The organism is Nocardiopsis moroccensis (assembly GCF_055763695.1).
Genome location: NZ_CP199747.1, coordinates 2586961 through 2612234 on the forward strand (window position 1 = coordinate 2586961; position 25274 = coordinate 2612234).

General features: G+C 70.8%; 22 protein-coding genes and 1 pseudogene. 3 read left to right on the plus strand and 20 right to left on the minus strand.

Annotated elements, in window-relative coordinates; all coding sequences use genetic code 11:
• Positions 1 to 37: 37 nt before the first annotated feature.
• Complete coding sequence (locus ACUKCB_RS11485) at positions 38 to 808, plus strand: IclR family transcriptional regulator (protein ID WP_473040499.1); 771 nt, start codon at positions 38 to 40, stop codon at positions 806 to 808.
• Here ACUKCB_RS11485 and ACUKCB_RS11490 read toward each other — a convergent pair.
• Positions 794 to 1483, minus strand: a complete 690-nt coding sequence (locus ACUKCB_RS11490; protein WP_473040500.1) for a hypothetical protein — start codon at positions 1481 to 1483, stop codon at positions 794 to 796. The two genes, ACUKCB_RS11485 and ACUKCB_RS11490, sit on opposite strands and share 15 nt — an antisense overlap.
• Before the next feature lie 134 nt (positions 1484 to 1617).
• On the opposite strand from ACUKCB_RS11490, the gene ACUKCB_RS11495 reads away from it, so the two are divergent.
• Positions 1618 to 1878, plus strand: a complete 261-nt coding sequence (locus ACUKCB_RS11495; protein ID WP_473040501.1) for a hypothetical protein — start codon at positions 1618 to 1620, stop codon at positions 1876 to 1878.
• 292 nt (positions 1879 to 2170) lie between these two features.
• Here the strand turns inward: ACUKCB_RS11495 and ACUKCB_RS11500 are convergent, their stop codons facing one another.
• The 10 genes from ACUKCB_RS11500 to uvrC form a co-directional block, all read right to left on the minus strand.
• Positions 2171 to 2542, minus strand: coding sequence for an RNA polymerase-binding protein RbpA (locus ACUKCB_RS11500; protein ID WP_083927594.1), 372 nt, complete (start codon positions 2540 to 2542; stop codon positions 2171 to 2173).
• Between the two features lie 78 nt (positions 2543 to 2620).
• Positions 2621 to 2857, minus strand: a complete 237-nt coding sequence (gene secG / locus ACUKCB_RS11505; RefSeq protein WP_191271489.1) for a preprotein translocase subunit SecG — start codon at positions 2855 to 2857, stop codon at positions 2621 to 2623.
• 287 nt (positions 2858 to 3144) lie between these two features.
• Positions 3145 to 3924 carry a triose-phosphate isomerase gene (gene tpiA / locus ACUKCB_RS11510; RefSeq protein WP_473040502.1) on the minus strand — a complete coding sequence of 260 codons (780 nt, stop codon included), beginning with the start codon at positions 3922 to 3924 and terminating at the stop codon, positions 3145 to 3147.
• A gap of 85 nt (positions 3925 to 4009) precedes the next feature.
• On the minus strand, positions 4010 to 5194 hold the full coding sequence (locus ACUKCB_RS11515; protein WP_473040503.1) for a phosphoglycerate kinase: 1185 nt from the start codon (positions 5192 to 5194) through the stop codon (positions 4010 to 4012).
• A 142-nt stretch (positions 5195 to 5336) separates the two neighbouring features.
• On the minus strand, positions 5337 to 6341 hold the full coding sequence (gene gap / locus ACUKCB_RS11520) for a type I glyceraldehyde-3-phosphate dehydrogenase (RefSeq protein WP_473040504.1): 1005 nt from the start codon (positions 6339 to 6341) through the stop codon (positions 5337 to 5339).
• 329 nt (positions 6342 to 6670) lie between these two features.
• Positions 6671 to 7651 (minus strand): DNA-binding protein WhiA, encoded by a 981-nt coding sequence (whiA, locus tag ACUKCB_RS11525; protein WP_473040979.1) that lies wholly within the window; start codon positions 7649 to 7651, stop codon positions 6671 to 6673.
• Positions 7652 to 7852: 201 nt separating this feature from the next.
• Positions 7853 to 8263: a DUF488 domain-containing protein gene (locus ACUKCB_RS11530; protein ID WP_473040505.1), complete on the minus strand. Its 411-nt coding sequence runs from the start codon at positions 8261 to 8263 to the stop codon at positions 7853 to 7855.
• Positions 8264 to 8330: 67 nt separating this feature from the next.
• A complete protein-coding gene (locus ACUKCB_RS11535; protein ID WP_473040506.1) occupies positions 8331 to 9317 on the minus strand; it encodes a gluconeogenesis factor YvcK family protein in 987 nt (328 codons plus the stop codon).
• Positions 9318 to 9420: 103 nt separating this feature from the next.
• On the minus strand, positions 9421 to 10305 hold the full coding sequence (rapZ, locus tag ACUKCB_RS11540) for an RNase adapter RapZ (RefSeq protein WP_473040507.1): 885 nt from the start codon (positions 10303 to 10305) through the stop codon (positions 9421 to 9423).
• Positions 10302 to 12347: an excinuclease ABC subunit UvrC gene (uvrC, locus tag ACUKCB_RS11545; protein ID WP_473040508.1), complete on the minus strand. Its 2046-nt coding sequence runs from the start codon at positions 12345 to 12347 to the stop codon at positions 10302 to 10304. Before uvrC ends, rapZ begins: the two co-directional genes overlap by 4 nt.
• A 179-nt stretch (positions 12348 to 12526) precedes the next feature.
• Between uvrC and ACUKCB_RS11550 the strand changes: the two genes are divergently transcribed.
• Positions 12527 to 13684 (plus strand): mechanosensitive ion channel family protein, encoded by a 1158-nt coding sequence (locus tag ACUKCB_RS11550; protein WP_473040509.1) that lies wholly within the window; start codon positions 12527 to 12529, stop codon positions 13682 to 13684.
• Positions 13685 to 13759: 75 nt separating this feature from the next.
• On the opposite strand, the gene ACUKCB_RS11555 is transcribed toward ACUKCB_RS11550, so the two are convergent.
• From ACUKCB_RS11555 to steA, 9 genes and pseudogenes are all read right to left on the minus strand, one after another.
• Positions 13760 to 14146 carry a Rieske (2Fe-2S) protein gene (locus ACUKCB_RS11555; protein ID WP_452548433.1) on the minus strand — a complete coding sequence of 129 codons (387 nt, stop codon included), beginning with the start codon at positions 14144 to 14146 and terminating at the stop codon, positions 13760 to 13762.
• 117 nt (positions 14147 to 14263) lie between these two features.
• Positions 14264 to 14633, minus strand: a pseudogene (locus tag ACUKCB_RS11560) (VOC family protein).
• 74 nt (positions 14634 to 14707) lie between these two features.
• Entirely contained in the window at positions 14708 to 17542 is a 2835-nt protein-coding gene (gene uvrA / locus ACUKCB_RS11565) for an excinuclease ABC subunit UvrA (RefSeq protein ID WP_473040510.1), read from the minus strand.
• 341 nt (positions 17543 to 17883) lie between these two features.
• Positions 17884 to 18912, minus strand: a complete 1029-nt coding sequence (locus ACUKCB_RS11570; RefSeq protein ID WP_473040511.1) for a TerC family protein — start codon at positions 18910 to 18912, stop codon at positions 17884 to 17886.
• Between the two features lie 358 nt (positions 18913 to 19270).
• On the minus strand, positions 19271 to 20353 hold the full coding sequence (locus ACUKCB_RS11575; RefSeq protein WP_473040512.1) for a glycosyltransferase family 4 protein: 1083 nt from the start codon (positions 20351 to 20353) through the stop codon (positions 19271 to 19273).
• On the minus strand, positions 20350 to 21963 hold the full coding sequence (gene murJ, locus ACUKCB_RS11580; RefSeq protein ID WP_473040513.1) for a murein biosynthesis integral membrane protein MurJ: 1614 nt from the start codon (positions 21961 to 21963) through the stop codon (positions 20350 to 20352). Before murJ ends, ACUKCB_RS11575 begins: the two co-directional genes overlap by 4 nt.
• Positions 21960 to 22907: a hypothetical protein gene (locus ACUKCB_RS11585; RefSeq protein ID WP_473040514.1), complete on the minus strand. Its 948-nt coding sequence runs from the start codon at positions 22905 to 22907 to the stop codon at positions 21960 to 21962. Before ACUKCB_RS11585 ends, murJ begins: the two co-directional genes overlap by 4 nt.
• A gap of 5 nt (positions 22908 to 22912) precedes the next feature.
• Complete coding sequence (locus ACUKCB_RS11590; RefSeq protein WP_473040515.1) at positions 22913 to 24034, minus strand: copper transporter; 1122 nt, start codon at positions 24032 to 24034, stop codon at positions 22913 to 22915.
• The gene (gene steA / locus ACUKCB_RS11595) at positions 24031 to 25203 is read right to left on the minus strand and encodes a putative cytokinetic ring protein SteA (protein ID WP_473040516.1); all 1173 of its coding nucleotides are present in this window, start codon (positions 25201 to 25203) and stop codon (positions 24031 to 24033) included. The genes ACUKCB_RS11590 and steA overlap by 4 nt, the downstream gene beginning before the upstream one ends.
• Between the last annotated feature and the right edge of the window lie 71 nt (positions 25204 to 25274).

Below are 25274 nucleotides of genomic sequence, written 5' to 3' on the forward strand. Positions count from 1 at the left end.
ACAGCGGCGCAGGAACGGACTGTGGGATCATCGGGGCATGAGTCTCGTCCCGGCGGCCACGCGTGCGCTGCGGCTGCTGCGCTTCCTGGCCTCCCGGCCGGGCCCGGTGTCGGCCTCGGCGATCGCGAACGGGCTCGGGCTGCCCCGTTCCAGCGTCTACCAGCTCCTGGAGGCGATGGCCGAGGAGGGGTTCGTGACGCACCTGCCCGAGGAGCGGCGGTGGGGGTTGGGGGTGGCGGCCTTCGAGATCGGGTCGGCGTACCTGCGCCACGACGGGATCGAGCGGCTGGCCCGCCCCCTGTTGCACCAGCTCACCGAGACCACCGGGGCCACCGCCCACCTGGGGGTGCTGCACGGCTCGGACACCCTGTACCTGCTCAAGGAACAGCCCCCGCACGCGCCCACGCTCATCACCGGGGTGGGGGTGCGCCTGCCCGCGCACCTGACCGCCTCGGGGCGGGCGATGCTCGCCCGGCTGCCGCGCGCCCAGGTGCGCGCCCTGTACCCGGACAAGGCTGCCTTCACCGACCGCACCGGCCGCGGGCCCGCCACCCCGGGGGAACTGCGCACGCTGCTCTCCGAGGAGCGTGCGCAGGGGTGGTCGATCGAGAACGGCCAGGTCACCGAGGGGTTCGTCTCGGTGGCGGCGGCCGCGGCCGACCACAACGGGCGCCCCGCGGCGGCGATCAGTCTGACGGTTCCCAGCGCGCGGCCGGTCACCCCGCAGGCGTTGGCCGCGCGGGTGCGGGACGCGGCGGGCGAGCTCACCCGCAGGCTGAGCGGCCGGTCGGGATCACCGGCGACGTAGCGGCGGGGTCCGCTCGACGACGGCCGGCAGGGGCGCGGTGCGCTCCACCATCCTCAGGATGTGCTCCTTCCGGTTGCGCGGCACCTGTACGTAGAACTGGGTGGCGGCGTCGGGGTCGGCGTCGAGATCGAGGCTTTCGGCCGTCTCCGCCCAGCTGGGCAGTTCGGGGTCGGTCCGGGGCGTGTCCAGCGCGAACTCGATGAAGTAGGTGAGCCTGCGACCTCCGGTGTGCACCTCGCGGATGCGGCGGATCTCCGGCCAGGCGATGAAGGTCCCCTCTCCGGGGAACCACCACTTGCGCTCCTGGAGGACGGTGATGCCGTCGCTGTCGGCGCTGATGCCCTGGCGGGTGATGCGCTGGGGCAGACCCCGCACCAGGAAGACGTTGCTCCCGGGGCCGATGAAGAACATGACCAGCCCGGCGGACGCCCACAGCGCGACGGAGCCGACCGTGGTCTCCTCACGCAGCACGTGCCAGAACGTGGACCCCACCACCACGAGGAACCCCAGGGTGAGGGCCCCGGAGAAGTAGGCGGCCGTCATCCACATGCGTGTGTTGGGACCGCGCAGACTGACGTAGCGGCGCAGGTGGGACACGCTCGCGGGTGGTTGGGTCAGGTCCGAGGGGACCCCCCGCGCGTCAGGGGGGACGTCAGGTGGTTCGGGGGAGGCCATGCCCCCATTCTTCCAAGTTCTGCGGGTGCTCGGTGCGGTGGCTCACCCCGGTTCGTCGTCGATGTGCGGCCGCGTGCGGTCAATCCCGGTAAACACCTGATGTCCGTCGGCGCACAGCGCTACAGTCCTGTCCCATGAGGCGCAGCACACGTGAGTACGAGACGGCGCTCCTGGTGGACGGTGAGGTCCTGGTCGTCGGGGGGATCGTCTACCGGGGGCGGACGATGCTCGACGAGGAGGGGGCGGAGCGGTTCGCGCCGTTGGAGCGCTGGGCCAAGGGCGTGGCGGAGAGTCTGGGGCGTCCGGTGACGTGGCGGGCCAGGGCCAAGAACGAACCGGAGGCGCAGGGTACCGCGCGGCCGGGCGAGGTGCTTCAGAACCGCCTGGCGCTCTGAGCTCCGCATTTGGCGCACTGGAACTTGCGGTCGTCGCCGAGGATCCAGTCGTGGTCCCCGCCGGTAGGGCACGCTGACATCGACACCAACTCCTCAGGAAGGGGGCTTCGGGGGTGTGTCGGTCATCGTATTTCCCACCAGCAACACCAGTCGCGGGAATGAGAAGATGCGCCTCTTCCTCATGTCCGGCGGAGTCGCATGTCCGGGCGGGCCCGCCTCCGCACACGCGTCGGGGCCCGACGCCAGCGACCGGGGTGACTGACGGCGGGCCCCGACGGGGAGACCGGGAAGCCTAGTTCTGGGAGGCCTTCATGTGGGCCTCGACCGCGGCGCGGTCGGCGCGGAGCTTGGCGAGGGCCTCATCGAGGATGAGCTTGCCCTCCTCCTCGCTGCGGCGCTCCTTCACGTACGCCAGGTGCGTCTTGTAGGGCTCGGTGCGCGGCGGCGACGGAGGGTTGGCCTTGTCCTTGCCCGCGGGGAACCCGCAGCGCGGGCAGTCCCACTCGTCGGGCACCGCGGCCTCGCTGGCGAAGCTGGGGATGACCTCGTGCAAGTTCGCACAGTAGAACGGAACCCGGACGCGGGGAGCGGCCTCGCCCCGCTCCGCCTCGCCCATAGGGCCGGCTCCGACTCGGCTGCCACGGATGGCACTGCCACTACCCACGAAAAACTCCTTCGGCGAACTCGCCGACTGACTCGGACGAGATTGACTTGGACGGGGGGCCTACGGCCGATCGGCGCGCTACATTCCCCGGTTGATCAACAGGCCGAGAACGACGATCGCCACGATCCACGTGACCGCGATGCCGACGGTCATCCGGTCGAGGTTGCGTTCGACAACGGAGGATCCGCCGAGCGAGGACGTGACACCACCGCCGAACATGTCGGACAGGCCACCGCCCTTGCCCTTGTGCATCAGCACGAGGAGGACCAGCAGCACACTGAGAAGCATCACGAAGATGGACAGACCGAGGATCACACGCTCACCCGTAGCTCGACCCCGCAGCGGGGGGATGGACACCTCGGCCCCCTTTCCCCACCCCTGACAGCGTCGGCATGAGGGCACCGACCTGAGAGCGGGTCGCGGAAGGAGGAGACCGGGGACGTTTTCGGATTTTACCGTGCCGTCGCCGACACGGGAGGGGAAACCACGAGGCACGGGAATCCCCATAGCGAAGTCTAGCCCGAACAGGGCACCTGTCGGGCACCCCGCCCGTCACACCTGGACATCAGAGAGTGACGGGCGGGGTTTCGCAAGACGTTTGGTCAGCCGTTCTCACCGAAGCGGATCACCTTGGCGAACTCGTCGGCCTTGAGGCAGGCACCGCCGACCAGGGCGCCGTCGACGTCCTCCTTGGCCATGATGCCGGGGGCGTTGTCCCCCTTGACCGAACCGCCGTAGAGCACGCGGACCGCGCCGGAGACCTCGGAGGAGTACAGCTCGGCCAGGCGCCCGCGGATCGCGGCGCAGACCTCCTGCGCGTCCTCCGGGGTGGCGACCTCACCGGTGCCGATCGCCCACACCGGCTCGTAGGCGATGACGATCCGCTCCGCCTGCTCGGCCGGGACCTCCTTGAGGGCGCCGTCCAGCTGGGCCAGGACGTGCTCGACCTGCTTCCCGGCCTTGCGCACCTCCAGGCCCTCGCCCACGCACAGGAGCGGGACGATGTCGTTCTTGTAGGCGGCCTTGACCTTGGCGTTGACCAGGGCGTCGTCCTCCGCGTGGTACTCGCGACGCTCGGAGTGGCCGACCAGGACGTAGGAGCACTCCAGCTTGGCGAGCATCGCACCGGAGACCTCACCGGTGTAGGCGCCCTTGTCGTGGGCGGAGATGTCCTGCGCACCGAACCTGATCCGCAGCTTGTCCCCGTCCACCAGCGTCTGCACGCTGCGGATGTCGGTGAACGGCGGCAGGACGACGACCTCCGCGGCCTCGTAGTCCTTGTCGTTCAGGGCGAAGGCCAGCTTCTGGACGAGAGCGATGGCCTCCAGGTGGTTGTTGTTCATCTTCCAGTTGCCCGCGATGAGCGGCTGGCGCTTGGTCATCCTTGACTCACTTCGTTTCGTCGGAGAGGGCGTGCTGAACGTGGTGTCCCCGGGGGCGTGCGAGGGCCCGGGAGGAACACGGCCCCTAGGCGAGGGCGTCGATACCGGGGAGGTCCTTGCCCTCCAGGTACTCCAGGCTGGCTCCGCCGCCGGTGGAGATGTGGCCGAAGGAGGCCTCGTCGAAGCCCAGGGCGCGCACGGCCGCGGCGGAGTCGCCGCCGCCGACCACGGTGAAGGCGTCGGAGTCGATGAGCGCCTGGGCCAGGGCGCGTGTGCCGCCGGCGTAGGGCTCCATCTCGAACACACCCATGGGGCCGTTCCAGAACACGGTTTTGGCGTCGGCCAGCTTCTCGGCGAAGAGCACCCGGCTCCTGGGGCCGATGTCCAGGCCCATGCGGTCGGCCGGGATGGCGTCGACGCCGACCTCGGCGTGCGGGGCGTCGGCGGCGAACTTCTCGGCGGCCACGACGTCCACGGGCAGGACGATCTCCACGCCCTCACGCTCGGCGCGCTCCAGGTAGCCGCGGACGGTGTCGAGCTGGTCGGCCTCCAGGAGGCTGGAGCCGACCTCGTAGCCCTGGGCCTTGAGGAAGGTGAACACCATGCCGCCGCCGATGAGCAGGCGGTCGGCGGTGCCGAGGAGGTTGTCGATGACACCGAGCTTGTCGGAGACCTTCGAACCGCCGAGGACCACGGCGTAGGGGCGCTGGGGGTCGGCGGTGAGCTTGCGCAGGACCTCGACCTCGGTCAGGACCAGGCCGCCGACGGCGTGCGGAAGCCTGCCGGGCAGGTCGTAGACGCTGGCGTGCCTGCGGTGCACCGCACCGAAGGCGTCGCCCACGTACAGGTCGGCGAGCTGGGCGAAGCGGTCGGCGAGCTCGCCGCGCTCGGCGTCGTCCTTGCTGGTCTCGCCGGGCTCGAAGCGCACGTTCTCCAGCAGCGCGACCTCCCCGTCGGCCAGGGCCGCGGAGGTGGCGCGGGCGGCCTCTCCGGCGGTGTCGGCGGCGAAGGCGACCTCGGTGCCGAGCAGCTCGCCCAGGCGGGCGGCGACGGGGCGCAGGGAGTACCGGGGGTCGGGTGCGCCCTTGGGACGGCCCAGGTGCGCGGCGACGATGACGCGGGCGCCGCGCTCACGGAGCTTGGTGATGGTGGGCAGGGCCGCGCGGATGCGACCGTCGTCGGTGATGCGGTCGCCGTCCACGGGCACGTTCAGGTCGGCCCGGACGAACACGCGCTTTCCGGAGACGTCGAGGTCCTCGATCGTCCGCATGCTGGTCTCCTCGTTGGGGTGTTGGGGTCTGGGGGTCCCGGGCGGCGGGCCGGGAGGGGTGCGCACGTGACGGCACCCCCACCGCGCGCAGGCGGAGGGGGTGCCGGGTCACGCGTTCGCGACCATGGGGTCGGTGGACCGGCTACAGGTTGGAGCCGACCAGCTTGGCCAGGTCGACCAGGCGGTTGGAGTAGCCCCACTCGTTGTCGTACCAGCCCAGGATCTTGACCTGGTTGCCGGAGACCATGGTCATCCCGGCGTCCAGGGTGCAGGAGGGCGCGGTGCCGACGATGTCGGAGGAGACGATCGGGTCCTCGGTGTAGACCAGGACGTCCTTGAGCGGGCCCTCGGCCGCGGCCTTGAACGCCGCGTTGACCTCGTCCTTGGTGACCTCGCGGTCCAGGGTGACGACCAGGTCGGTGGCGGAGCCGTCCGGGACCGGGACGCGCATGGCCATGCCGTCCAGCTTGCCCGCGAGCTCGGGGATGACCAGGGCCGTGGCCTTGGCCGCACCCGTGCTGGTCGGGATGATGTTCTGCGCGGCCGCGCGGGCGCGACGCAGGTCCTTGTGCGGGAGGTCCAGGATGACCTGGTCGTTGGTGTACGCGTGCACCGTGGTCATGAAGCCCTGCTGGACACCGAAGTTGTCCAGCAGCACCTTCGCCATCGGCGCCACGCAGTTGGTGGTGCAGGAGGCGTTGGAGATGACGTCGTGGTTGGCGGCGTCGTACTTGTCGTCGTTGACGCCCATCACGACGGTGATGTCCTCGCCCTTGGCCGGGGCGGAGATGATGACCTTCTTGGCGCCGGCGGCGATGTGCTTCTTGGCGTCCTCGGCCTTGGTGAAGATACCGGTGGACTCGACGACGACGTCGACGTTCAGCTCGCCCCAGGGCAGCTGGGCGGGGTCGCGCTGGGCCAGGACCTTGATGGTCTGGTCGCCGACGCGGATGAAGTCCTCACCGACCTCGAGGTTGCCCTCGAGGGTGCCGAGCACGGTGTCGTACTTGAGCAGGTGCGCGAGCGTCTTGGTGTCGGTGAGGTCGTTGACCGCGACGATTTCGATGTCGCTGCCGCCGGCGGCGACCGCGCGCCAGAAATTGCGGCCGATCCGACCGAAGCCGTTGACGCCTACACGGATGGTCACGGAACCAATCTCCTCATTTGTCGCACATCATTTTCACCCGGGCGTCCGGCCGCTCCGGGGATCCGGACTGGTACGGCCGGAGCCACCGGTGTTGAGCAGCGTGAACGCATAACAGGTGTTCACAGAGAGCCTAGCGGAGTGTCGACGGGGAGCAGTTCCCACCCCGTGCTCGACAGCTCTTCGACCCTTCGCGGTTTCGCGACCATCCTGGCACCGCAAAGCGAAGAGGTCTATACCATTTTCGGAAGTTATCCCGGAGTTTTCGCAGTTAACAAAGCCGAACATCCGTGTTGCGTCCGCGTTCCGTTCCGCTCGGCCCCCGCCCGGGGTCAGGGAACGAGCATGTCCGGAGTGAGGTTCGCCTCTGTCCCCTCGATGCCCAGATCACTGGCCCGCTTGTCGGCCATGGCCAACAGCCTGCGGATACGGCCGGCGATGGCGTCCTTGGTCAACGGCGGAACCGACAGCTGGCCCAGTTCCTCCAGGGACGCCTGCTTGTGTGCCAGTCGCAGCTGGCCGGCGGCCACCAGGTGCTTGGGGGCGTCCTCGCCCAGGATCTCCAGGGCCCGCTCCACCCGCGCACCCGCGGCGACCGCGGCGCGGGCGCTGCGGCGCAGGTTGGCGTCGTCGAAGTTGGCGAGCCGGTTCGCGGTGGCCCGCACCTCCCGGCGCATCCGGCGCTCCTCCCAGGTCAGAACGCTCTGGTGGGCGCCCAGCAGGGTCAGCAGCGCACCGATCGAGTCACCGTCGCGCACCACCACCCGGTCCACTCCGCGCACCTCGCGCGCCTTGGCGTGCACCTTCAGCCGACGGGCGGCGCCGACCAGCGCCAGCGCCGCCTCGGGGCCCGGGCAGGTGACCTCCAACGACATCGAACGGCCCGGTTCGGTCAGGGAGCCGTGCGCGATGAAGGCACCGCGCCAGGCGGACTCGGAGTCGCAGGCGCCTCCCGCGACGACGTGCCGGGGAAGGCCGCGCACCGGACGCCCGTTGTTGTCCACCAGACCGGTCTGGCGGGCCAGGGACTCCCCGTCCTTGATCACCCGCACCACGTACCGGTTGCCCTTGCGCAGCCCGCTCGGGGAGAGCACCACCACTTCGGACTCGTGCCCGAAGACCTCCGAGATGTCCTTGCGCAGCCGACGGGCGGCGGCCCCCGTGTCGAGCTCCGCCTCGATCACGATCCGACCGCCCACCAGGTGGAGTCCTCCGGTGAAACGCAGGATGGTGGACACCTCCGCCTTGCGGCAGCATGGCTTGAGAATCGCCAGACGGCTCAACTCGTCCTTCACCACGCCGGTCATCGCCATCGCTGCGATCCTCCCCTTGAACTGGCAGAACTCCGACACCACACACCCGGTGCCGGGGGAGCCGCCACGGGGCCGGGCCACGGGCGGCTTTCTCGGTGCAGACTACGTGACGCGGGCTCTCACGCCGACCCCCGCACGGCGTGTTGCCGATCCCCCTTCCCTGCTCACAGGCGGCGTGTCGGTCTTCGTGGCGTTGTGCGGTCAATTGCTCCCGGGGCCGGAGGAAGCCAGAAGGGACTCCAGATGGTTCCGGAGCACGACCGCGTGGTTGTGCTCGGTGTCCTTGGCCGCGTACAACAGGGTCACCGGCCCCGAACGCGCCGCCGAGAGAATCGGGGCGAGCACCTCGGGGTGCTCCTCCAGCTCGGCGCGGTAGCGCTCGGCGAACTCCGCGAAGCGGCTCGGGTCGTGCCCGAACCAGGTGCGCAGTTCGGAACTGGGCGCGGCGTCCCTGATCCACCGGCCCTCCGCAACCGCGCTCTTGCGCACGCCGCGGGGCCAGAGGCGGTCCACGAGGAACCGGCTCCCGGGCGGGACCTCCTCCTGCCCGGGGTGCTCCTGCGCGCGCACCTCGTCGTAGACACGTTCCAGGTGGATACGGTGAGCGTCCATGGGGCCACCCTTCCCGGACGCGGGCCACGAGGAAACCACCGGGACGGAAACGACGGCCCCCGGCCCCTCAGCGGCCCTCGGTCCCCAGGATCCGCTCCAGGGCGGTGGCGAGCCGGTCGGAGTCGTGCCGGGGCGTGCCGTCGTCACGGCTCAGCTCGGCCAGCTCCAGACGGCCGCCCAGCTCAGCCACGACCGACATGAGCGGAGTGACGTCCTCCACGGTGCCGGAGTCGGCCAGCACCACGTCCACCCCCAGCTTGGGCGCGTGCTCGCGCAGCACCTCCAGGTAGGTCTCGGGCCGGAAACCGTCGGTCTCCCCCCGCTGGGGCGACAGGTTCAGGGCGACCAGCCGTTTGGCCCGGGTGGTGACCAGGGCGTGCGCGAGTTCGGGTACCAGCAGGTGCGGCAGCACACTGGTGAACCAGGAACCGGGGCCGAACACCACCCAGTCGGCCTCACGCACCGCCTTGACCGCCTGCGGGCTGGCCGGAGGGTCCCCCGGGAGCAACGAGACCGAACGCACCCGGCCGCTGGTGCTCGCGCAGGCCACCTGGCCGCGCACCGTGGTGAGCTCCTCGGGCCGGGCCGGGTCGATCCCCGACACCTCCGCGGAGATCTCCAACGGCACCGACGACATCGGCAGCACTCTGCCGTGGGCGCCCAGGAGCTGACCCACCCAGTCCAGCCCGGCCACCGAGTCGCCCAGGAGTTCCCAGAGCGCGACGATCAGCAGGTTGCCCACCGCGTGGCCGTGCAGGTCGCCCTCGGAGCGGAACCGGTGCTGGAGCACCTGGCTCCAGGTGTGCCCCCACTCGTCGTCCCCGCACAGCGCTGCCAGGGCCATCCTCAGGTCACCGGGCGGCAACACGCCCAGTTCCTCCCGCAGCCGACCGCTGGACCCCCCGTCGTCAGCGACCGTCACGATCGCGGTGACGTCCGTGGTCACCCTGCGCAGCGCCGACAGCGAGGCGTACAGGCCGTGCCCGCCCCCCAGCGCCACCACCCGGGGCGGACGCCCGAGGTCGTCCCCGTCCGACGCGGTGCTCTTCGACATGCCTGTGGCCTGCCCCCTCCGGACCGGCACCAATAATGACCGGGCCAATGTAAGGGAAGACGCCGCTCTTGGCGATTCGGTTCGCCGGCGGGCCGTCTCCGGACTATTCCCTTTCCACGTCCCGGTGGACGACGTTCACGTCCACGCCCTGTCCGCGCAGGCGCTCGGCGAACTGTTCGGCCATCGCCACGCTGCGGTGCCTTCCGCCGGTACAGCCGATCGCCAGGGTCATGTAGTGCTTGCCCTCGCGCTCGTAGCCGGCGGTGGTCAGCTTCAGGACCTCCGAGTACGCCTCCAGCATCTCCTTCGCGCCGTCCTGGGAGAGCACGTAGTCACGGACCGGCTCGTCGCGGCCACTCATCGGCCTGAGCTCGGGCACCCAGTGCGGGTTGGGGAGGAAACGGCAGTCCAGGACCAGGTCGGCGTCGACCGGCAGCCCGTGCTTGAAACCGAAGGAGACCACGTTGGCGCGGGGGCGCGCCTCGTCGCTCTCCCCGAAGAACCCGATCACCCGGGCCTTGAGCTGGTGCACGTTGAGCTGGGAGGTGTCGATGACCAGGTCGGCCTCGCCGCGGACCGCGAACAGGGTCTCGCGTTCACGGGAGATACCGTCGGTCACCCTGCCGTCCCCCTGGAGGGGGTGCGGACGGCGGACGCTCTCGAACCTGCGGACCAGGGCCTCGTCGGAGGCCTCCAGGTAGAGGACCCGCGCGGTGATGTCGCGCTTGCGCAGCTCCTCGACCGTGGACAGCAGGTCCTCGGTGAAGGCGAGCGAACGCACGTCCACCACCACCGCGACCCGGGGGACCGCACCGTGGGTGCGACCCGCAAGCTCGATCATCGTCGGCAGCAGGCCCGGTGGCAGGTTGTCCACCACGAACCAGTCCAGGTCCTCCAGGGCCCTGGCCGCCGTGCTGCGACCCGCACCGGACATACCGGTGACGATGACCACCTCGGGCGGTAGCTCCCCGCCCAGTTCGACCGTCATGTGTCTCCTCCCCCGTCTGTGCTCTGCCTTGCCGTCGCCCCGTCGTCGTCCCCACCCTGCCGACCGGGGCCACCGGACAGGTGCGCGTGCACGGCCTCGGCCATCTTGGGGCCGATCCCGGGCACCGCGGCGATCTCCTCGGCGCTCGCCGAGGCCAGTCGTCTCACCGAACCGAACTCCTTGATCAGCGCCGTCCTGCGCGTCGGGCCGAGCCCGGGCAGCTCGTCCAGGCTGCTGCCGGTGAGCGCCTTGGCCCGTTTCTGCCGGTGGTACTGGATGGCGAAACGGTGGGCCTCGTCGCGCACCCGCTGGAGCAGGTAGAGGCCTTCACCGGCACGCGGGAGGATCACCGGGTCCTCGTCCTCGGGCAGCCACACCTCCTCCAGGCGCTTGGCCAGGCCGCATACCGCCACGTCCTCGATCCCGAGCTCCTGCAGCGCACGCCGGGCCGCCTCGGCCTGGGGCCGGGCACCGTCCACCACCACCAGGTTAGGCGGGTAGGCGAACTTGCCGGGTGCGGACTCGACCTCGGATGCGGACCCGGGTTCGGGTTCGGGCCCGGGGCCGGTCGGCCCGCCGCCCATCCGCGCCACCTCGCCGGAGCGCGAACTCTCCTCCAGATAGCGGCGGAAACGCCGTTTGACCACCTCGTACATGGCGGCGACGTCATGCTGCTCGGCTCCCCCGGCGCCGCTGCCGCGGACCGAGAAGCGCCGGTACTCGGACTTGCGGGCCAGGCCGTCCTCGAAGACCACCATCGAGGCGACGACGTGCTCGCCCTGGAGGTTGGAGATGTCGAAGCACTCGATGCGCAGCGGCGCCTCGGGCAGCTCCAGCGCCTCCTGGATCTCGTTGAGGGCGCGGCTGCGGGTGCTCAGGTCTCCGGCGCGGTGGGTCTTGTGCCGGGCCAGCGCCTCACGAGCGTTCCTGTCGACGGTCTCCATCAGGGACTTCTTGTCGCCCCGCTGGGGCACCCGCAGGTCCACCGCCGACCCGCGGTGCTCGGACAGCCAGGCGGCGACGGCCTCGCGGTCGGTCGGCTCGTGGGAGACCAGGACCTCGCGCGGCACGGAGGTACCGGTGCCCGCGGTCTCCTCCTCACCGTCCAGGGCGCCGTAGATCTGGCGCAGGAAGGTCTGCATGAGCTCACCGGAGTCGGCGTCGGTGACCTTGTCCACCACGTAGCCGCGTTGGCCGCGGATCCGGCCGCCGCGCACGTGGAAGATCTGGACCGCCGCCTCCAGGGGGTCCTCGGACATCGCGATGACGTCGCAGTCGGTGGAGTCGGGCAGGACCACGGCCTGCTTCTCCAGGGCGGCGCGCAGCGCCTCGATGTCGTCACGGATCCGCGCGGCCCGCTCGTACTCCATCTCCTGGGCCGCCTCGCTCATCCGGTTCTCCAGCTCCCGGATGAAGCGCCCGGTGTCCCCGGCCAGGAAGGAGCAGAAGTCCTCCGCCAGGGCGCGGTGCTCCTGCGGCGTGGCCTTGCCCACGCACGGCGCCACGCACTTGCCGATGTAGCCGAGCAGGCAGGGGCGGCCGCTGTTGCGCGCCCCCCGGAAGACCCCGGCCGAGCAGGTGCGCACCGGGAAGACCCGCAACAGCAGGTCGACGGTCTCGCGGATGGCCCAGGCGTGCGAGTACGGGCCGAAGTAGCGCACGCCCTTCCGTTTGGCGCCGCGCATCACCTGCACCCGCGGGAACTCCTCTTGGAGGGTCACCGCGAGGTAGGGGTAGCTCTTGTCGTCGCGGTACTTGACGTTGAACCGCGGGTTGTACTGCTTGATCCACGAGTACTCCAGCTGGAGCGCCTCGACCTCGGTGCCGACGATCGTCCAGTCCACGTCGGCGGCGGTGGAGACCATCTGCTGGGTGCGGGGGTGCAGTCCGGCGAAGTCCCGGAAGTAGGAGGACAGCCTCGCTCGCAGGTTCTTGGCCTTGCCCACGTAGATGACCCGGTCGGAGGCGTCCCGGAACCGGTAGACACCCGGTTCGGTCGGGATCGATCCGGGCGCGGGGCGCAGGTGAGGAGTCGCAGCCATGACCCCATTCTGGTGGGTCCGAAGGACGGACGGCCACCTGTACGGCTCACGTCCGCCGGTGGGGCAGCTCACTACCGAATAATTGTTCAAGCAAACGTCACGATTGGATATCTGCATAGTCTAGGTTGGGCGGGTACCGCCGCAACTTCCCGAAATAGACGACAAGGGGGCTCCGCGCCGTGAGCATCACGCACTGGATCGCGATCGGCATCGCCGTCGCGGTCTCCATGACCCTGGTCTTCGTGGTGCACTGGCTGCTCAACCACAAGCTGGGAAAGATCTGGCCGAACGCGCGCTACGTGGCCTCGCGCTCGGCCGTGACCGCCTACACCGCGGCCGCGGTCGTGGGCGCCAACCTGGCCCTGCCCGACCGCGGGGAGGTGGGCTGGAGCACCTACCAGATCATCCAGCACGCGATGCAGATCCTGATGATCGGCACGCTGACGGCCCTGGGCATCAGCCTGGCCTACGCGGCCACCGACATGGTTCTGCAGCGCCTGTCGGCCAAGAACGGTGACGCCGACCGCCGCGCCCGCCGGTTGCAGACCCAGGTCCGCCTGCTGCGCCGGGTGATCACCTCCGTCATCGTGGTCCTGGCGATCGCCTCCATCCTCTTCACCTTCGACTCCGTGCGCGCTCTGGGTGCCGGACTCCTGGCCTCCGCCGGTGTGATCGGTATCGTCGCCGGTGTGGCCGCCCAGTCGACCCTGAGCAACCTGTTCGCCGGGCTCCAGCTGGCCTTCAGCGACGCCCTGCGCATCGGCGACGTGGTCGTGGTCGAGGGCGAGTGGGGCCGGGTCGAGGAACTGAGCCTGGTCAACGTCACCATCAAGATCTGGGACGAGCGCCGCCTGGTCGTACCGGTCGTCAACTTCACCACGACCAGTTTCGAGAACTGGACGAAGTCGGGTACCAACATCACCGCCAAGGTGGTGCTCCCCCTGGACTGGGAGGTGCCCATCAGCGAGCTCCGCGAGGAAGCCGGGCACCTGATCACCGGCAGCAAGCACTGGGACGGCCGCAGCTGGTCCTGCCAGGTCGTGGACATCAGCGGAACCGGTGAGATCCAGGTCCGCGTGGTCGCCACCGCCGCAGACACCGGCGACCAGTGGAACATCGCCTGCGAGATCCGCGAGCACCTCATCACCTGGCTGGCCACCAACTACCCGGAGTCGCTGCCGCGCAGCCGCACCGAGTTCGTCACCGGTGCCGGGAACGACGATTCCGACTACGCCGCACAGTTCCCCACCTCGGCGTTCCGCCGGGCCGCCGCCCCGGGCACGGCCCACGACAGCACCAACGGGTCCGCCCAGGCGGGCAACCCGGAAGAGGTCTGAGCCCGGCCGGACCACAGACGACGGAGCCCCGCCGAGAAGTCCTCGGCGGGGTTCCGTCGTCTCCCGGACGTGTGCTCAGTCGAGGATGATGTCGGTTCCGTCGACCGTGACGGTGAAGGACTCCAGGGGTTCCTTGGCCGGTCCGGCCAGCGGCTCCCCCGAGGCCATGTCGAACTCACTGCCGTGGCACAGGCAGCGGATCACCTCGTCCTCGACCTCCTGAACCGTGCAGCCGCCGTGGGTGCAGGCCGCGCTGAAGGCCCTGTACTCGCCCTCCTCGGGCTGGGTCACCACCAGCTTGCTGTGGCTGAACACCGCCCCGCCGCCCTCCGGCACGTCCGTGGTCTGGCCGACCACGTGCCCGCGCCGGACCTCCTGCGGGCTGGGAGGCTCTCCGCAGGCGCTCACGGCGGACACGGCGGCCGCCGCCCCCGCCGAACCGAGCAGACGCCGCCTGCTCACCCCGCACCCGCATGTCCTCTTTCCGGCCACGACCGAACGCTCCTCACCTGCGCCTGAATTCCACTACACAATGTAGTAGGCCAGGCCGGGTGCCCCGTACCGGGGTGGGTCCGGCGGTCAGCGGGTGAACTCCAGACAGAACGGATGGCCGGCGGGGTCGGCGTAGACCCGGTACAGGTTGTCGGGGTCCTCCTCGTACACGGCCAGCAGCCGGGCGCCCAGGGCCAGGACCCGCTCCTGGGCCGCCTCGATGTCCTGGACCCCGATGTCGAAGTGCATCTGCTGGGGCCGCTCAGGGTCCGGCCAGGCCGGGGGGGCGGTGGTCCTCGGCCTGCTGGAAGTCGATGGCCGGGGACGTCCCGTCGCCGATCTGCGCCCAGTCGGGATCCCGTCTGGTGACGGGCAGGCCCAGGAGCTCGGAGTAGAAGTCGGCGAGGGCACCGGTGTCAGGGCAGTCGATGGCGATGGCGCGTAGTCGTCCGATCATGCGTCACAGTCTTCCATCCGCCCCCCGCGGGCGGAAGGTCCCCGACCAGTGGGGGACCCGGCTCCGGGCCCCGGTCAGAGCAGCTTGGCCAGGAACTGCCCGGTGTAGGACTCGGCGACCGCGGCGACCTCCTCGGGGGTGCCCTCGGCCACGAGCGTGCCGCCGCCGGACCCACCCTCGGGGCCCATGTCGATGACGTGGTCGGCCGTCTTGATCACGTCGAGGTTGTGCTCGATGACGATCACCGTGTTCCCGGTGTCGGTCAGCCGGTTGAGAACGCCCAGCAGCTTGCGGATGTCCTCGAAGTGCAGACCGGTGGTGGGCTCGTCCAGCACGTACACGGTCCGACCGGTGGAGCGGCGCTGGAGCTCGGCGGCGAGCTTGACCCGCTGGGCCTCACCACCCGACAGCGTGGTGGCGGGCTGCCCCAGCCGCACGTACCCCAGCCCCACGTCGGCCAGGGTCTGCAGGTGGCGGCGGATCGCGTTGACCGGCTCGAAGAACTCCAGGGCCTCCGAGATGGGCATGTCGAGCACCTCGGAGATGTTCTTGCCCTTGTACTTCACCTGGAGGGTCTCCCGGTTGTACCGGGCCCCGTGGCAGACCTCGCAGGGCACGTACACGTCGGGCAGGAACTGCATCTCGATGCGGAGCGTGCCGTCACCGGAGCAGGCCTCGCAGCGGCCGCCCTTGACGTTGAAGGAGAACCGGCCCGGCTGGTAGCCGCGCGTCTTGGCGTCGGTGGTCTGCGCGAACAGCTTGCGCACGTGGTCGAAGACACCGGAGTAGGTCGCCGGGTTGGAGCGCGGAGTACGGCCGATCGGGCTCTGGTCGACGTGCACCACCTTGTCGACCTTGTTCATGCCGTTGACCCTCAGGTGGCGGCCGGGCACGCTGCGCGCGCCGTTGAGCTCCTTGGCCAGGGCCTTGTACAGGATCTCGTTGACCAGCGTGGACTTCCCCGAGCCGGACACACCGGTGACCGCGGTGAACACACCCAGCGGGAAGGACACGTCGATGCCGTGGAGGTTGTTCTCCCGCGCGCCCCGGACCACGAGCTCGTGACCCCGGGTCAGCGGCCGCCGTACCGAGGGCAGTTCGATGACCCGGCGCCCGGCGAGGTAGTCACCGGTCAGCGAGTCGGTCGAGGTGAGCAGCTCGTCGACGATGCCCGAGACCACGACGTGTCCGCCGTGTTCACCGGCGCCGGGGCCGATGTCCACGACCCAGTCGGCGGCGCGGATGGTGTCCTCGTCGTGCTCGACCACGATGAGCATGTTGCCGATGTCGCGCAGCCGCTGGAGGGTCTCCAGGAGCCGGGCGTTGTCGCGCTGGTGCAGGCCGATGGAGGGCTCGTCCAGGACGTACAGGACACCCACCAGCCCGGAGCCGATCTGGGTGGCCAACCGGATGCGCTGGGCCTCGCCGCCGGAGAGCGAACCGGAGGACCGGGCCAGGCTGAGGTAGTCGAGCCCGACGTCGAGCAGGAAACCGAGTCGGGCGTTGATCTCCTTGAGCACCTGCGCGGCGATGACCATGTCGCGGTCGGAGAGCCGGAGGTCGGCCAGGAAGGCCGCGCTCTCGCTGAGCGCCATCGAGGCCACCTCGGCGATGGACTTGCCGCCCACCGTCACCGCGAGCACGACCGGCTTGAGGCGGGTGCCGTCACAGGTCGGGCAGGGCACCGAGCGCATGTAGCCCTCGAGCCGCTCCCGGGTGTGGTCGCTCTCCACCTCGGAGTGGCGGCGCTTGACCCAGGGCACCACACCCTCGAACTCGGTGTAGTAGGAACGGCTGCGCCCGTACCGGTTGCGGTAACTGACGTGGACCTGGGTGTCGTGCCCCTCCAGGATCGCCTTGCGCGCGCGGCGCGGCAGCCGCTCCCAGGGGGTGTCGGTGTCGAAGCCCACGGCCTCGCCCAGGGCCTTGAGGATGCGTTCCCAGTAGCCACCGTTGGGCCCGCTCGACCAGGGAGCGATGGCACCCTCGGCCAGGGTCCTCTCGGGGTCGGGGACCAGCAGTTCGGCGTCGACCTCCATCCGGGTGCCCAGACCCGAGCAGTCGTCGCAGGCGCCGTAGGGGGCGTTGAAGGAGAAGGAGCGCGGTTCGAGCTGTTCGAAGGAGAGGTCGTCGTAGGGGCAGTACAGGTGCTCGGAGAAGACCTTCTCGCGCTCGGGGTCGTCGGCTGCCAGGTCCACGAAGTCCAGGACGATGGTGCCGCCGGCAAGCTTGAGCGCGGTCTCGACCGAGTCGGTGAGCCGCCCGTGGGAGCCGGGCTTGACGCTGAGCCGGTCGACGACCACGGCGATGTCGTGCTTGTCGTAGCGGCCGAGCTTGGGCGCCTCGTCCAACCGGACCGCCCGACCGTCGACCACGGCGCGGGTGTAGCCCTTGGACTGCAGGTCCTTGAAGAGTTCGACGTACTCCCCCTTACGGCCGCGCACGACGGGCGCGAGCACCTGGAAGCGGGTGCCCTCGGTCATCTCCATGACCCGGTCGACGATCTGCTGCGGCGTCTGCCGGGCGATCTCGCGGCGGCACTCCGGACAGTGCGGAACGCCCACGCGGGCCCAGAGCAGGCGCAGGTAGTCGTAGACCTCGGTGATGGTGCCGACCGTGGACCTGGGGTTGCGGCTGGTCGACTTCTGGTCGATGGACACCGCGGGCGAGAGCCCCTCGATGAAGTCGACCTCGGGTTTGTCCATCTGCCCGAGGAACTGGCGGGCGTACGCCGACAGGGACTCGACGTAGCGGCGCTGCCCCTCGGCGAAGATCGTGTCGAAGGCGAGCGACGACTTGCCCGAACCGGACAGGCCGGTGAACACGATCATGGAGTCGCGCGGCAGGTCCAGGGACACGTCCTTGAGGTTGTGCTCCCGTGCTCCACGGACCACGAGTTGTTCGACCATCGAGTGAGACATCCTTCGGCTCTGAAGCACAGGACGTGGACCACGTCGCGTGACGTCGGCTGACCCGTGTGCGGATTCGCGGTACGGCGGTCGCCGGCCCCCCGGGGCCGCGGCGGCCCCGGAACCGGGCCGCTGAAGGGACGGGGAGGACGACGTTCCTCCCCACCCGACAAGACTAACGATCGCCCATGACGGTTTCTTCCACCACGCAGAAGTGGTGGTGCCCATGGCGCTCAGGCGCCAGGACACCACCACTATAGGCGAACAGACGTTCGAAGGAGGCGGGTTTCCACAATCCCCCGCGCCCGCCCGGCTCGCACCGCGGGCCGGGCGGCCCGGGTTCAGGAGCGGTCGGCCGTCGCGTCCCGCTCGTCCCGCTCGCCACCGGATCCCGAGCGCCCCGGACCGGCGGAACGGGACTTGACCAGGCTGCCGATGATGGTGACGGTCATGATGCCGAGGATGACGGTCAGCGAGGCGCCGATACCGATGTCCACGACGTGCACACCGTTCTCGTGCAGGGCGTGCAGGATCATCTTCACACCGATGAACACCATGATCGCCGACAGGCCCCAGCTGATGTAGGCCAGGCGGTCCATCAGACCGGCCAGCAGGAAGTACAGCTGGCGCAGCCCCATCAGGGCGAAGGCGTTGGCGGTGAAGACGATGTAGGCGTCCTGGGTCAGACCGAAGATGGCCGGGATGGAGTCGACCGCGAAGACCAGGTCGATGACGCCGATAGCGACGATCACCAACAACATCGGGGTCACGTGGCGGCGGCCGTCGAGCCTCACGGTCAGGTGGGCGCCGTGGTAGTCGTCGGTCACCGGCCAGAACCGCTTGACCATGCGCACGACCGGCGTCTGCGTGAAGTCCTTGTCCTCCTCGTCACCCTTCAGGTGGTCCCGGACGATCTTGTACCCGGTGTAGATGAGGAAGACGCCGAAGAGGTAGAAGACCTCGCTCCAGGCGTTGATGACCTGGGCGCCCAGGACGATGAAGATACCGCGCATGACGATCGCGATGACGACGCCGACGAGCAGGACCTCGTGCTGGTACTTCTTGGGAACCGCGAAGGCGGTCATCAGGAGATAGAACACGAAGAGGTTGTCGATGCTCAGGCTCTTCTCGGTGACGAACCCGGCGAAGTACTCGGCGCCCGAGGTCACACCGCCGAAGTACATCACCCCGAAGCCGAACAACACGGCGATGCCGATGTAGAAGACCGCCCACCAGGCGGCCTGCTTCATCCCGAACTCCTTGGGACCCTTGGTCTTGCTCCAAGGATGGTCGACGATCACCAGATCCAGCGCCAGGATCAGAACCATGGCAGCGATCGTGGCAGCCCAGACCCACAGGGGAACGTTCACGGACGGACTCTCCTCCGGTTGGTGCGCGCGAGCGTTTTGCACGCACGACGGTAAACCGGAGGTCTCTCCCGTTCACACCGAAACGGTGTGAACCGACGGAACCGGGAGCACGCCGTTGTACTCCGTGATGACGGCACCGCCGCGACAGGGATACTCCCCTCACGTGGTGAAGCAGGCGCATGAAGCGCACCAGAACAGGCTACGCCATCCGAGCCGTTCCTCAGCATGCCACCGAAAACCTCTCTGTGGAAGTCACCCGCGCGGCGGTGGCCACCACACCGCGAGGACAGGTCCCGCACACCCTCCGGACACCGTCCGACGTCCTCCGCGGGGGACGGACGGCCCGCACCGGACCCGCTCACCCGCGCGCCACCGCCTTGTACACCGAGCACGCGGCCTCCACCGCGTCCTCCTCCGCGGGCAGCCCCCGGGCCGCCTCCCGTGACCGCGCCCGCAGGTCGGCGGCCAGGGCGGGGTCGTCCAGCACCCGGCCCACCTCGGCCGCGAACGCACCGGCGTCGCCGGGCGGCACCATCAGAACCGTGTCCGCGTACAGGTCGGGGATCCCGCCCACCCTGGTGGCGACCACCGGCAACCCGGCCCGGAGCGCCTCCATGATCACCAGGGAGGGACCCTCCCACCAACTCGTGAGGCAGAACACGTCCGCCGCGGCCAACAGGTCCGCGACGTCGCCGCGGTGCCCCAGCATCCGCACGTCCACGTCCATCTCGGCCGCGGTGTCGTGCAACTCCCCCCACAGCGGGCCGTCCCCCGCGATCGCCACCACGGGTTCGGGGACGCGGTCGGCGATCGCCGGAGCCGCCTCCAGCAGCATTCCCAGGCCCTTCTGCTCCGCGAGCCGCGCCACCGTCAGCAGCAGCGGGCGGTCCGGCTCCACCGCCAGGTCCGCCCGGGTGGCCTCCCTTCCCTTCAACGGCCGGCCCGTCTCCGGAGCCGCCACCACCGCCATCCGGGCGTCCCGCGCACCCGCCCGGCGCAGACGACGCACCAGGTCACCGGAGACCCCCAGGACCACCCGCGCCCGACGCGCCACGATCCGCTCCAGCACCGGGTAGACCGCGCCCATCGGCCCCGGGGCCACCGGCGGGGCGTTGTGCGCGGTCACCACCAGCGGACCGGCACCCGCCAACGCGCACACCGCACCGGCCCGCAACCCGTGCGCGTGCACCACGTCGGCCCCGCGCAGCAGGGCCCGCAGTCGCAGCACCGCCCCGGCGTCCCCCACGGAGGGCGAGGAACCGATCTGCACCGGCGCGAAACGCATCCCCGCCTCCGAGAACCCGAACTCCCGCTCGGCCGAGGCCGGTCCGACCACCGCCACCTGGAAGCCCCGCCGCAGCAGCCCCTCCCCCAACGAGCGGACATGGCGGCCCACCCCTCCGCTGACGGTCCCGACGACCAACGCGACCCTGCCGTTCACCGTGTCCCCCTCCTACGTTCACGTACGTTCCGAACCCGGTCAGCCACCACGGCCCACGCACCGCGGTCCACCGCGGCCGCGACCGCGCCGAAGACCACCAGCGCCACCGCACCCGTTCCAGCAGCGGCCAGCACCGACCCCCAGACCCCCCGGACCCGCGCGAGGTCCGCCAGCCCCGAGGCGGCCGCTCGCCCCACCACCCAGCCGACACCACCGGCCAGGACCGCGGCGACCAGGGACCGCCCCAGCCCGGCCAGGCAGTCACGGCCGTGGGCACGGACCACCCCCGCGCACAACAGGACCGCGGCCAGGGTGAGCCCGACCGTGGTCGCCGTACCCAGCCCCGCGACGGCCCACCCCGCAGGCAGTACCCAGACCAGGGCAGAGGCGCACACCATCACCGCGAGCCAGCCCACGACCTGGGCGGCGGCGGCGCTCCGCCCGTGATGGGAGGCGTACAGCGCCCGGCTCAGCAGGGCCAGCAGAGCGAAGCCCACCACCCCCGGAGCGTAGGCGAGCAGTGCCCGCTCCAACGGCAGCGGATCGAGTTGCGCGAAGACCGCGGCGAGCGGGCCCGCAGCCGCGGCCAGAGCCGTACCGACCCCGGCCGTGACCACCACTCCGGCCCGCGCGCTCACCGACAGCAACCGGGCGAACCCGGCCCGGTCCTGCTCGGCGTCGGCGACCGCCAGCGCGGTGAACGCACTGGTCGCGATGGGCACCGCGATCACCCCGTAGGGCAGGGTGAACAGTGCCCAGGCGTAGCTGTAGAGGACGGCCGCGCCCGCTCCCCCGCCCCAGTTGGCCAGGGCCACCGAGAGCAGCAGACACACCTGCATCGCCACCAGGGGCAGCAGGGAGGCCGCGGCCAGGGACCGCACCCGCTCCCCCACCCCCGGCGGGAAGGTGAACCGGGGGCGCAGCCGGATCCGCAGCCCCCGGGCGGGTCCCAGAACGGTGAGGAAGAGCGCGGCCACCCCTGCGGTGGTGCCGAGGGAGAGCGTGAGCTCGGCGGACAGCGGCAGGGCGTCGATGTCCTGGCGGTGGTCGGCGCCCAGCGGCACGAACACCAGGTAGACGGTGATGACCACGAGGCTGGAGACCAGCGGTGCCAGGGCCGGCCCCAGGAACCGGCGGTGTGACTGGAGCACCCCGTACAGCACCGCCGCCAACCCGTAGAAGACGATCTGCGGGGCGAACACCACCAGCATGCGCGCGGCCAGCCCCACCAGGGCCCGGCCCTGGCAGCCGGTGCCCGCGCCCAGCATCAGGGTCATCGCCGGAACCGAGACCAAAGCCAGCAGGGCGGCCAGCGGCAAGGACAGCAACAGCACCCAGGTGACCAGCGCCGAGGCGGTGCGGTGGACCTGCTCCCGGTCGCCGCGCTCGACCGCGGCGGCCAGGACCGGCACCACCATCGCGGTCAGGGCGCCGCCGATGACGATCTCGAACAGCACCGCGGGAAGCTGGTTCGCGGTGACGTAGGCGGTGCCCAGACAGGTGTCGCCGACGGTCTGCGAGAAGACGACCGTACGGCCGAACCCGGCCAGCCGGGCGCCCACGGTGACCACCGCGATGAGCGCCGCCGCCGTGGCGACCCCCCGGGTCACCCGGGTGCCGGCTCCGGCTCGGCCCCTGCCCTGCGCCGGACCACCCGCCGTACACGCCTCGGCCCGCCCCCGGCGGACTCCTCCGGTACGGTCCTGCCCCACCGGTCCAGACGGCGCAGGACGGGAACGCCGTCGATCACCCGGGAGAAGCTCGTGCGCTCACTGGCCAGGGTCAGCCCGACCACCCCGCCGAGCAGGGCCAGCCGAACGGGCCGTGGGGCCCGGGCCACGGCGGCCGCCCCCAGGGCGGCGCCCAGCGCGTTGGCCCCGGCGTCGCCGAGCATGGAGCGTTCGGCGAGGTCGTCGGGCAGCAGGGCGAGCGCGGCCCCCAGTACGGGACCGACCAGGGGTGCGGCCGGTGAGGCCAGGGCGGGCGCCGCAGCGAGCAGGGCGAACTTCACCGCGCGCCCGGGGCGCAGGTCGAAGAGGTTCACCAGGTTGGCGCCGGCCGCGATCAGGGCCCCGTCCGCCAGTGTGTCCCACGGCCCCCTGCGCAGCATGAACGCGCAGGCCAGACCCGTCGCACCGATACCCGCCATCTTGACCGCCCCCGTGGTGACCTCCCCCCGGGACAGGGCACCCAGGTGGCCGCGCAACCCCCTGGCCCGCGCGGACCCGGCGAGGTCGTCGTAGGCGCCGAAAGCGGCGGAACCGGCGGCGGCCAGGACCACGGCCGCGCGCACGCGCGGGGTCAACCCCGGGGAGAGCGCACAGGCCGCGCACACCCCCGAGGCCAGGGCGGGTCCCTCCTGGAGGGTGACGGTACGGCCGCGGAAGTTGGTGCGCTGCCAGGTCTGCGGACGGTCGGGATCGCCGGCGGCCCCGGAAGACCGGGCGTCCCGGGACCGGGTCAGCAGTCGGTAGGCGGAGCGGGCGGCCAGGGCGCCGAGTGCCGCCCCGGCCAGCCCCTGGCCGGCCCGGAGCAAGGCGTGGGGCTCTCGCACGGGGTTCACTCCCCGCTCCCGGGCGCGGCCCGGCGGGCCCCGTCCCCGTCGCCGGACGGGTCCTGCCCCTCGCCGTCGGCCACCGAACGCTCGACGGGCCCGGGGAGCGGGTCGGGGAGGTAACCGGAAACACCCTCACCGATGCCGTAGGCGGCGCCCGATCCGGTGAGGGACTCGGCCAGGGCGAGCACCACGACCAGGTCGCCGGCGGGCCGCCCGGCCACGTCCACCGTGGCGAAGGGCGGTTCCTGTGCCCGGGCCCGGGCGATGAGTCCGCCGTCCCGGCCCGAGGCGGCGTTCCCGGCCAGGACGACGGGCCCGACCTCCTCGTGCAGGGCCGTGGTGAGACTGGTCAGGGCGGTGCCGGCTTCCTCCGCACCGTTCTCGGGGGGAGCGTCCGGGGCGACCACGACCACGGTGTCGGCCGAGCGGGCCACGGAACCCTCGACCGAGAGCAGACCGCCCTCGGCGAAGGCCGACAGTACCGCCTCCGCGTCCTGGCCCGAGTCCCGCTGCCCGCCGTCCTCGGCGTCGTCCCGGTCCTCCGTGTCCTGCCTGTCCTCCTCGTCGCCCCCGGTGGCCTCGTCGTCCCGGGATTCCTCGGCGTCCTCGCTGTCCCCGTCGCCGCCGTCCCCGGCGGCCAGCGCCCGGCCCAGCACGACCCCGGCCTTGTCGTAGGGGCTGCCGGAGAGCTCCTCGGAACCGGGCCAGACCTGGAGGGCGAGCTCGTCGACGAAGGCGGAGCCGGCGCGGTCCAGGAACGCCTCCTCGAACACGAGCTGCCCCACGACCCCTCCACCCGCCTCCTCGACACGCCCTCCCAGGGCGCGCACGAGATCCTCGTCGGCCCCGGGGGCCGCGACCAGGACCACGTCCCGGCCGAGCAGCCGGTCCTCCAGGACGTCCCCGGCCACGGCGTCGGCCAGCTGGTCGGCGCCGGCGTTGCGCAGCTCGGAGTCATCGCGTTCGGCGCGCAGTTCCTCGCTCTGTCCGCGCAGGTCCGCGGTCTCGGACTGCAGCGTGTTGAGCAGCGGGTCCTGGAGCATCGTGGTGCCCAGGACGAGCCCGACGGTCAGCGCGAGGAAGACCGCGACGATGGACACGAGGTGATAGCGGAAGTCGATCACGTGAACAGCCCCGTCATCCAGTAGACGAACGCGTCCCAGCGCGCCGCGAGAAAGGTGAGATAGACCTGCCCGGCCGGTGAGCTGTAGGCGGCGACCAGGATGGTGAGCAGGCAGGCGGCCACCAGGCCGAGCAGCGCCCACGGAGAGATACGGGACCGGTAGAGGCGGCTCACCCCCTTGGCGTCCACCAGCTTGCCGCCGACCCGCAACCGGGTGAGGAAGGTGCTGGCCATGCCCGAGCGGCCCTTGTCGAGGAACTCCTCAAGGGTGGCGTGGGTGCCCACGGCCACGATGAGGCTGGCGCCCGAACCGTCGGCGAGCATCATCGCCACGTCCTCGCTGGTGCCGGTCGCGGGGAACACCACGGCCTCGTGGCCCAGGTCGGTCAGCCGTCGCAGCCCCGGGGCCCGGCCGTCGCGGTAGGCGTGCACCACGAGTTCGGCACCGCTGCTCAGCGCCCTGTCGGAGACCGAGTCGAAGTCGCCGACGATGATGTCGGGCCGGTATCCGGCCTCCATCACCGCGTCGGCTCCCCCGTCCACCGCGACGATGACCGGTCTGAACTCGCGGATGTAGGGCCTGAGCGCGGCGATGTCCTCCCGGTAGTGGTAACCGCGCACCACGATGAGGACGTGGCGGCCCTCCACCGCGGTCCCGATCACCGGGATGCCGACGCCGTCCAGGAGGAGGTCGCGTTCACGCTGGAGGTAGGCCATGGTGTTGGCCGCGAAGGCCTCCAGCTGGGTGGCGAGCCCGGCACGGGCCTCGGCCATGGCGGCGCCCACCGTGTCCTTGTCCTGCCGGACACCGCTGGCCACGACCTCCCCGCCCCGGTAGAGGGTGGCCCCCTGGAGCCGGAGACGTTCCCCGTCACGGACCCGGGTGAGGACCTCGGGGTCGACGTCGTCCACCAGGGGGATGCCCGCCGCCACGATCATCTCGGGCCCCTGGTTGGGGTAGCGACCGCTGATGCTGCGGGCGACGTTGAGGACCGCCGACACCCCGCACCCCACCAGGGCCTCGGCACTGACCCGGTCGAGGTCGACGTGGTCGATCACCGCGATGTCGCCGGGGCGCAGCCGTTTGGTCAGGTTCTTGGTACGACGGTCCGAACGAACGGGAGCGACCAAACCGGTGGGAGCTTCCGCCCCCGAGCGGCGGAATCGCATTGTGGCTCTGAGCGCATCCGATACCTTCATCGGTGGCATACTGTCAGAACTCGATAACCCTGTGTCACAAC

Coding starts and splice junctions, on each gene's coding strand:
- ACUKCB_RS11485 (WP_473040499.1), top strand. CDS start 38: ATGAGTCTCGTCCCGGCGGCCACGCGTGCGCTGCGGCTGCTGCGCTTC.
- ACUKCB_RS11490 (WP_473040500.1), bottom strand. CDS start 1,483: ATGGCCTCCCCCGAACCACCTGACGTCCCCCCTGACGCGCGGGGGGTC.
- ACUKCB_RS11495 (WP_473040501.1), top strand. CDS start 1,618: ATGAGGCGCAGCACACGTGAGTACGAGACGGCGCTCCTGGTGGACGGT.
- tpiA (WP_473040502.1), bottom strand. CDS start 3,924: ATGACCAAGCGCCAGCCGCTCATCGCGGGCAACTGGAAGATGAACAAC.
- ACUKCB_RS11515 (WP_473040503.1), bottom strand. CDS start 5,194: ATGCGGACGATCGAGGACCTCGACGTCTCCGGAAAGCGCGTGTTCGTC.
- whiA (WP_473040979.1), bottom strand. CDS start 7,651: ATGGCGATGACCGGCGTGGTGAAGGACGAGTTGAGCCGTCTGGCGATT.
- ACUKCB_RS11530 (WP_473040505.1), bottom strand. CDS start 8,263: ATGGACGCTCACCGTATCCACCTGGAACGTGTCTACGACGAGGTGCGC.
- ACUKCB_RS11535 (WP_473040506.1), bottom strand. CDS start 9,317: ATGTCGAAGAGCACCGCGTCGGACGGGGACGACCTCGGGCGTCCGCCC.
- rapZ (WP_473040507.1), bottom strand. CDS start 10,305: ATGACGGTCGAACTGGGCGGGGAGCTACCGCCCGAGGTGGTCATCGTC.
- uvrC (WP_473040508.1), bottom strand. CDS start 12,347: ATGGCTGCGACTCCTCACCTGCGCCCCGCGCCCGGATCGATCCCGACC.
- uvrA (WP_473040510.1), bottom strand. CDS start 17,542: ATGGTCGAACAACTCGTGGTCCGTGGAGCACGGGAGCACAACCTCAAG.
- steA (WP_473040516.1), bottom strand. CDS start 25,203: ATGCGATTCCGCCGCTCGGGGGCGGAAGCTCCCACCGGTTTGGTCGCT.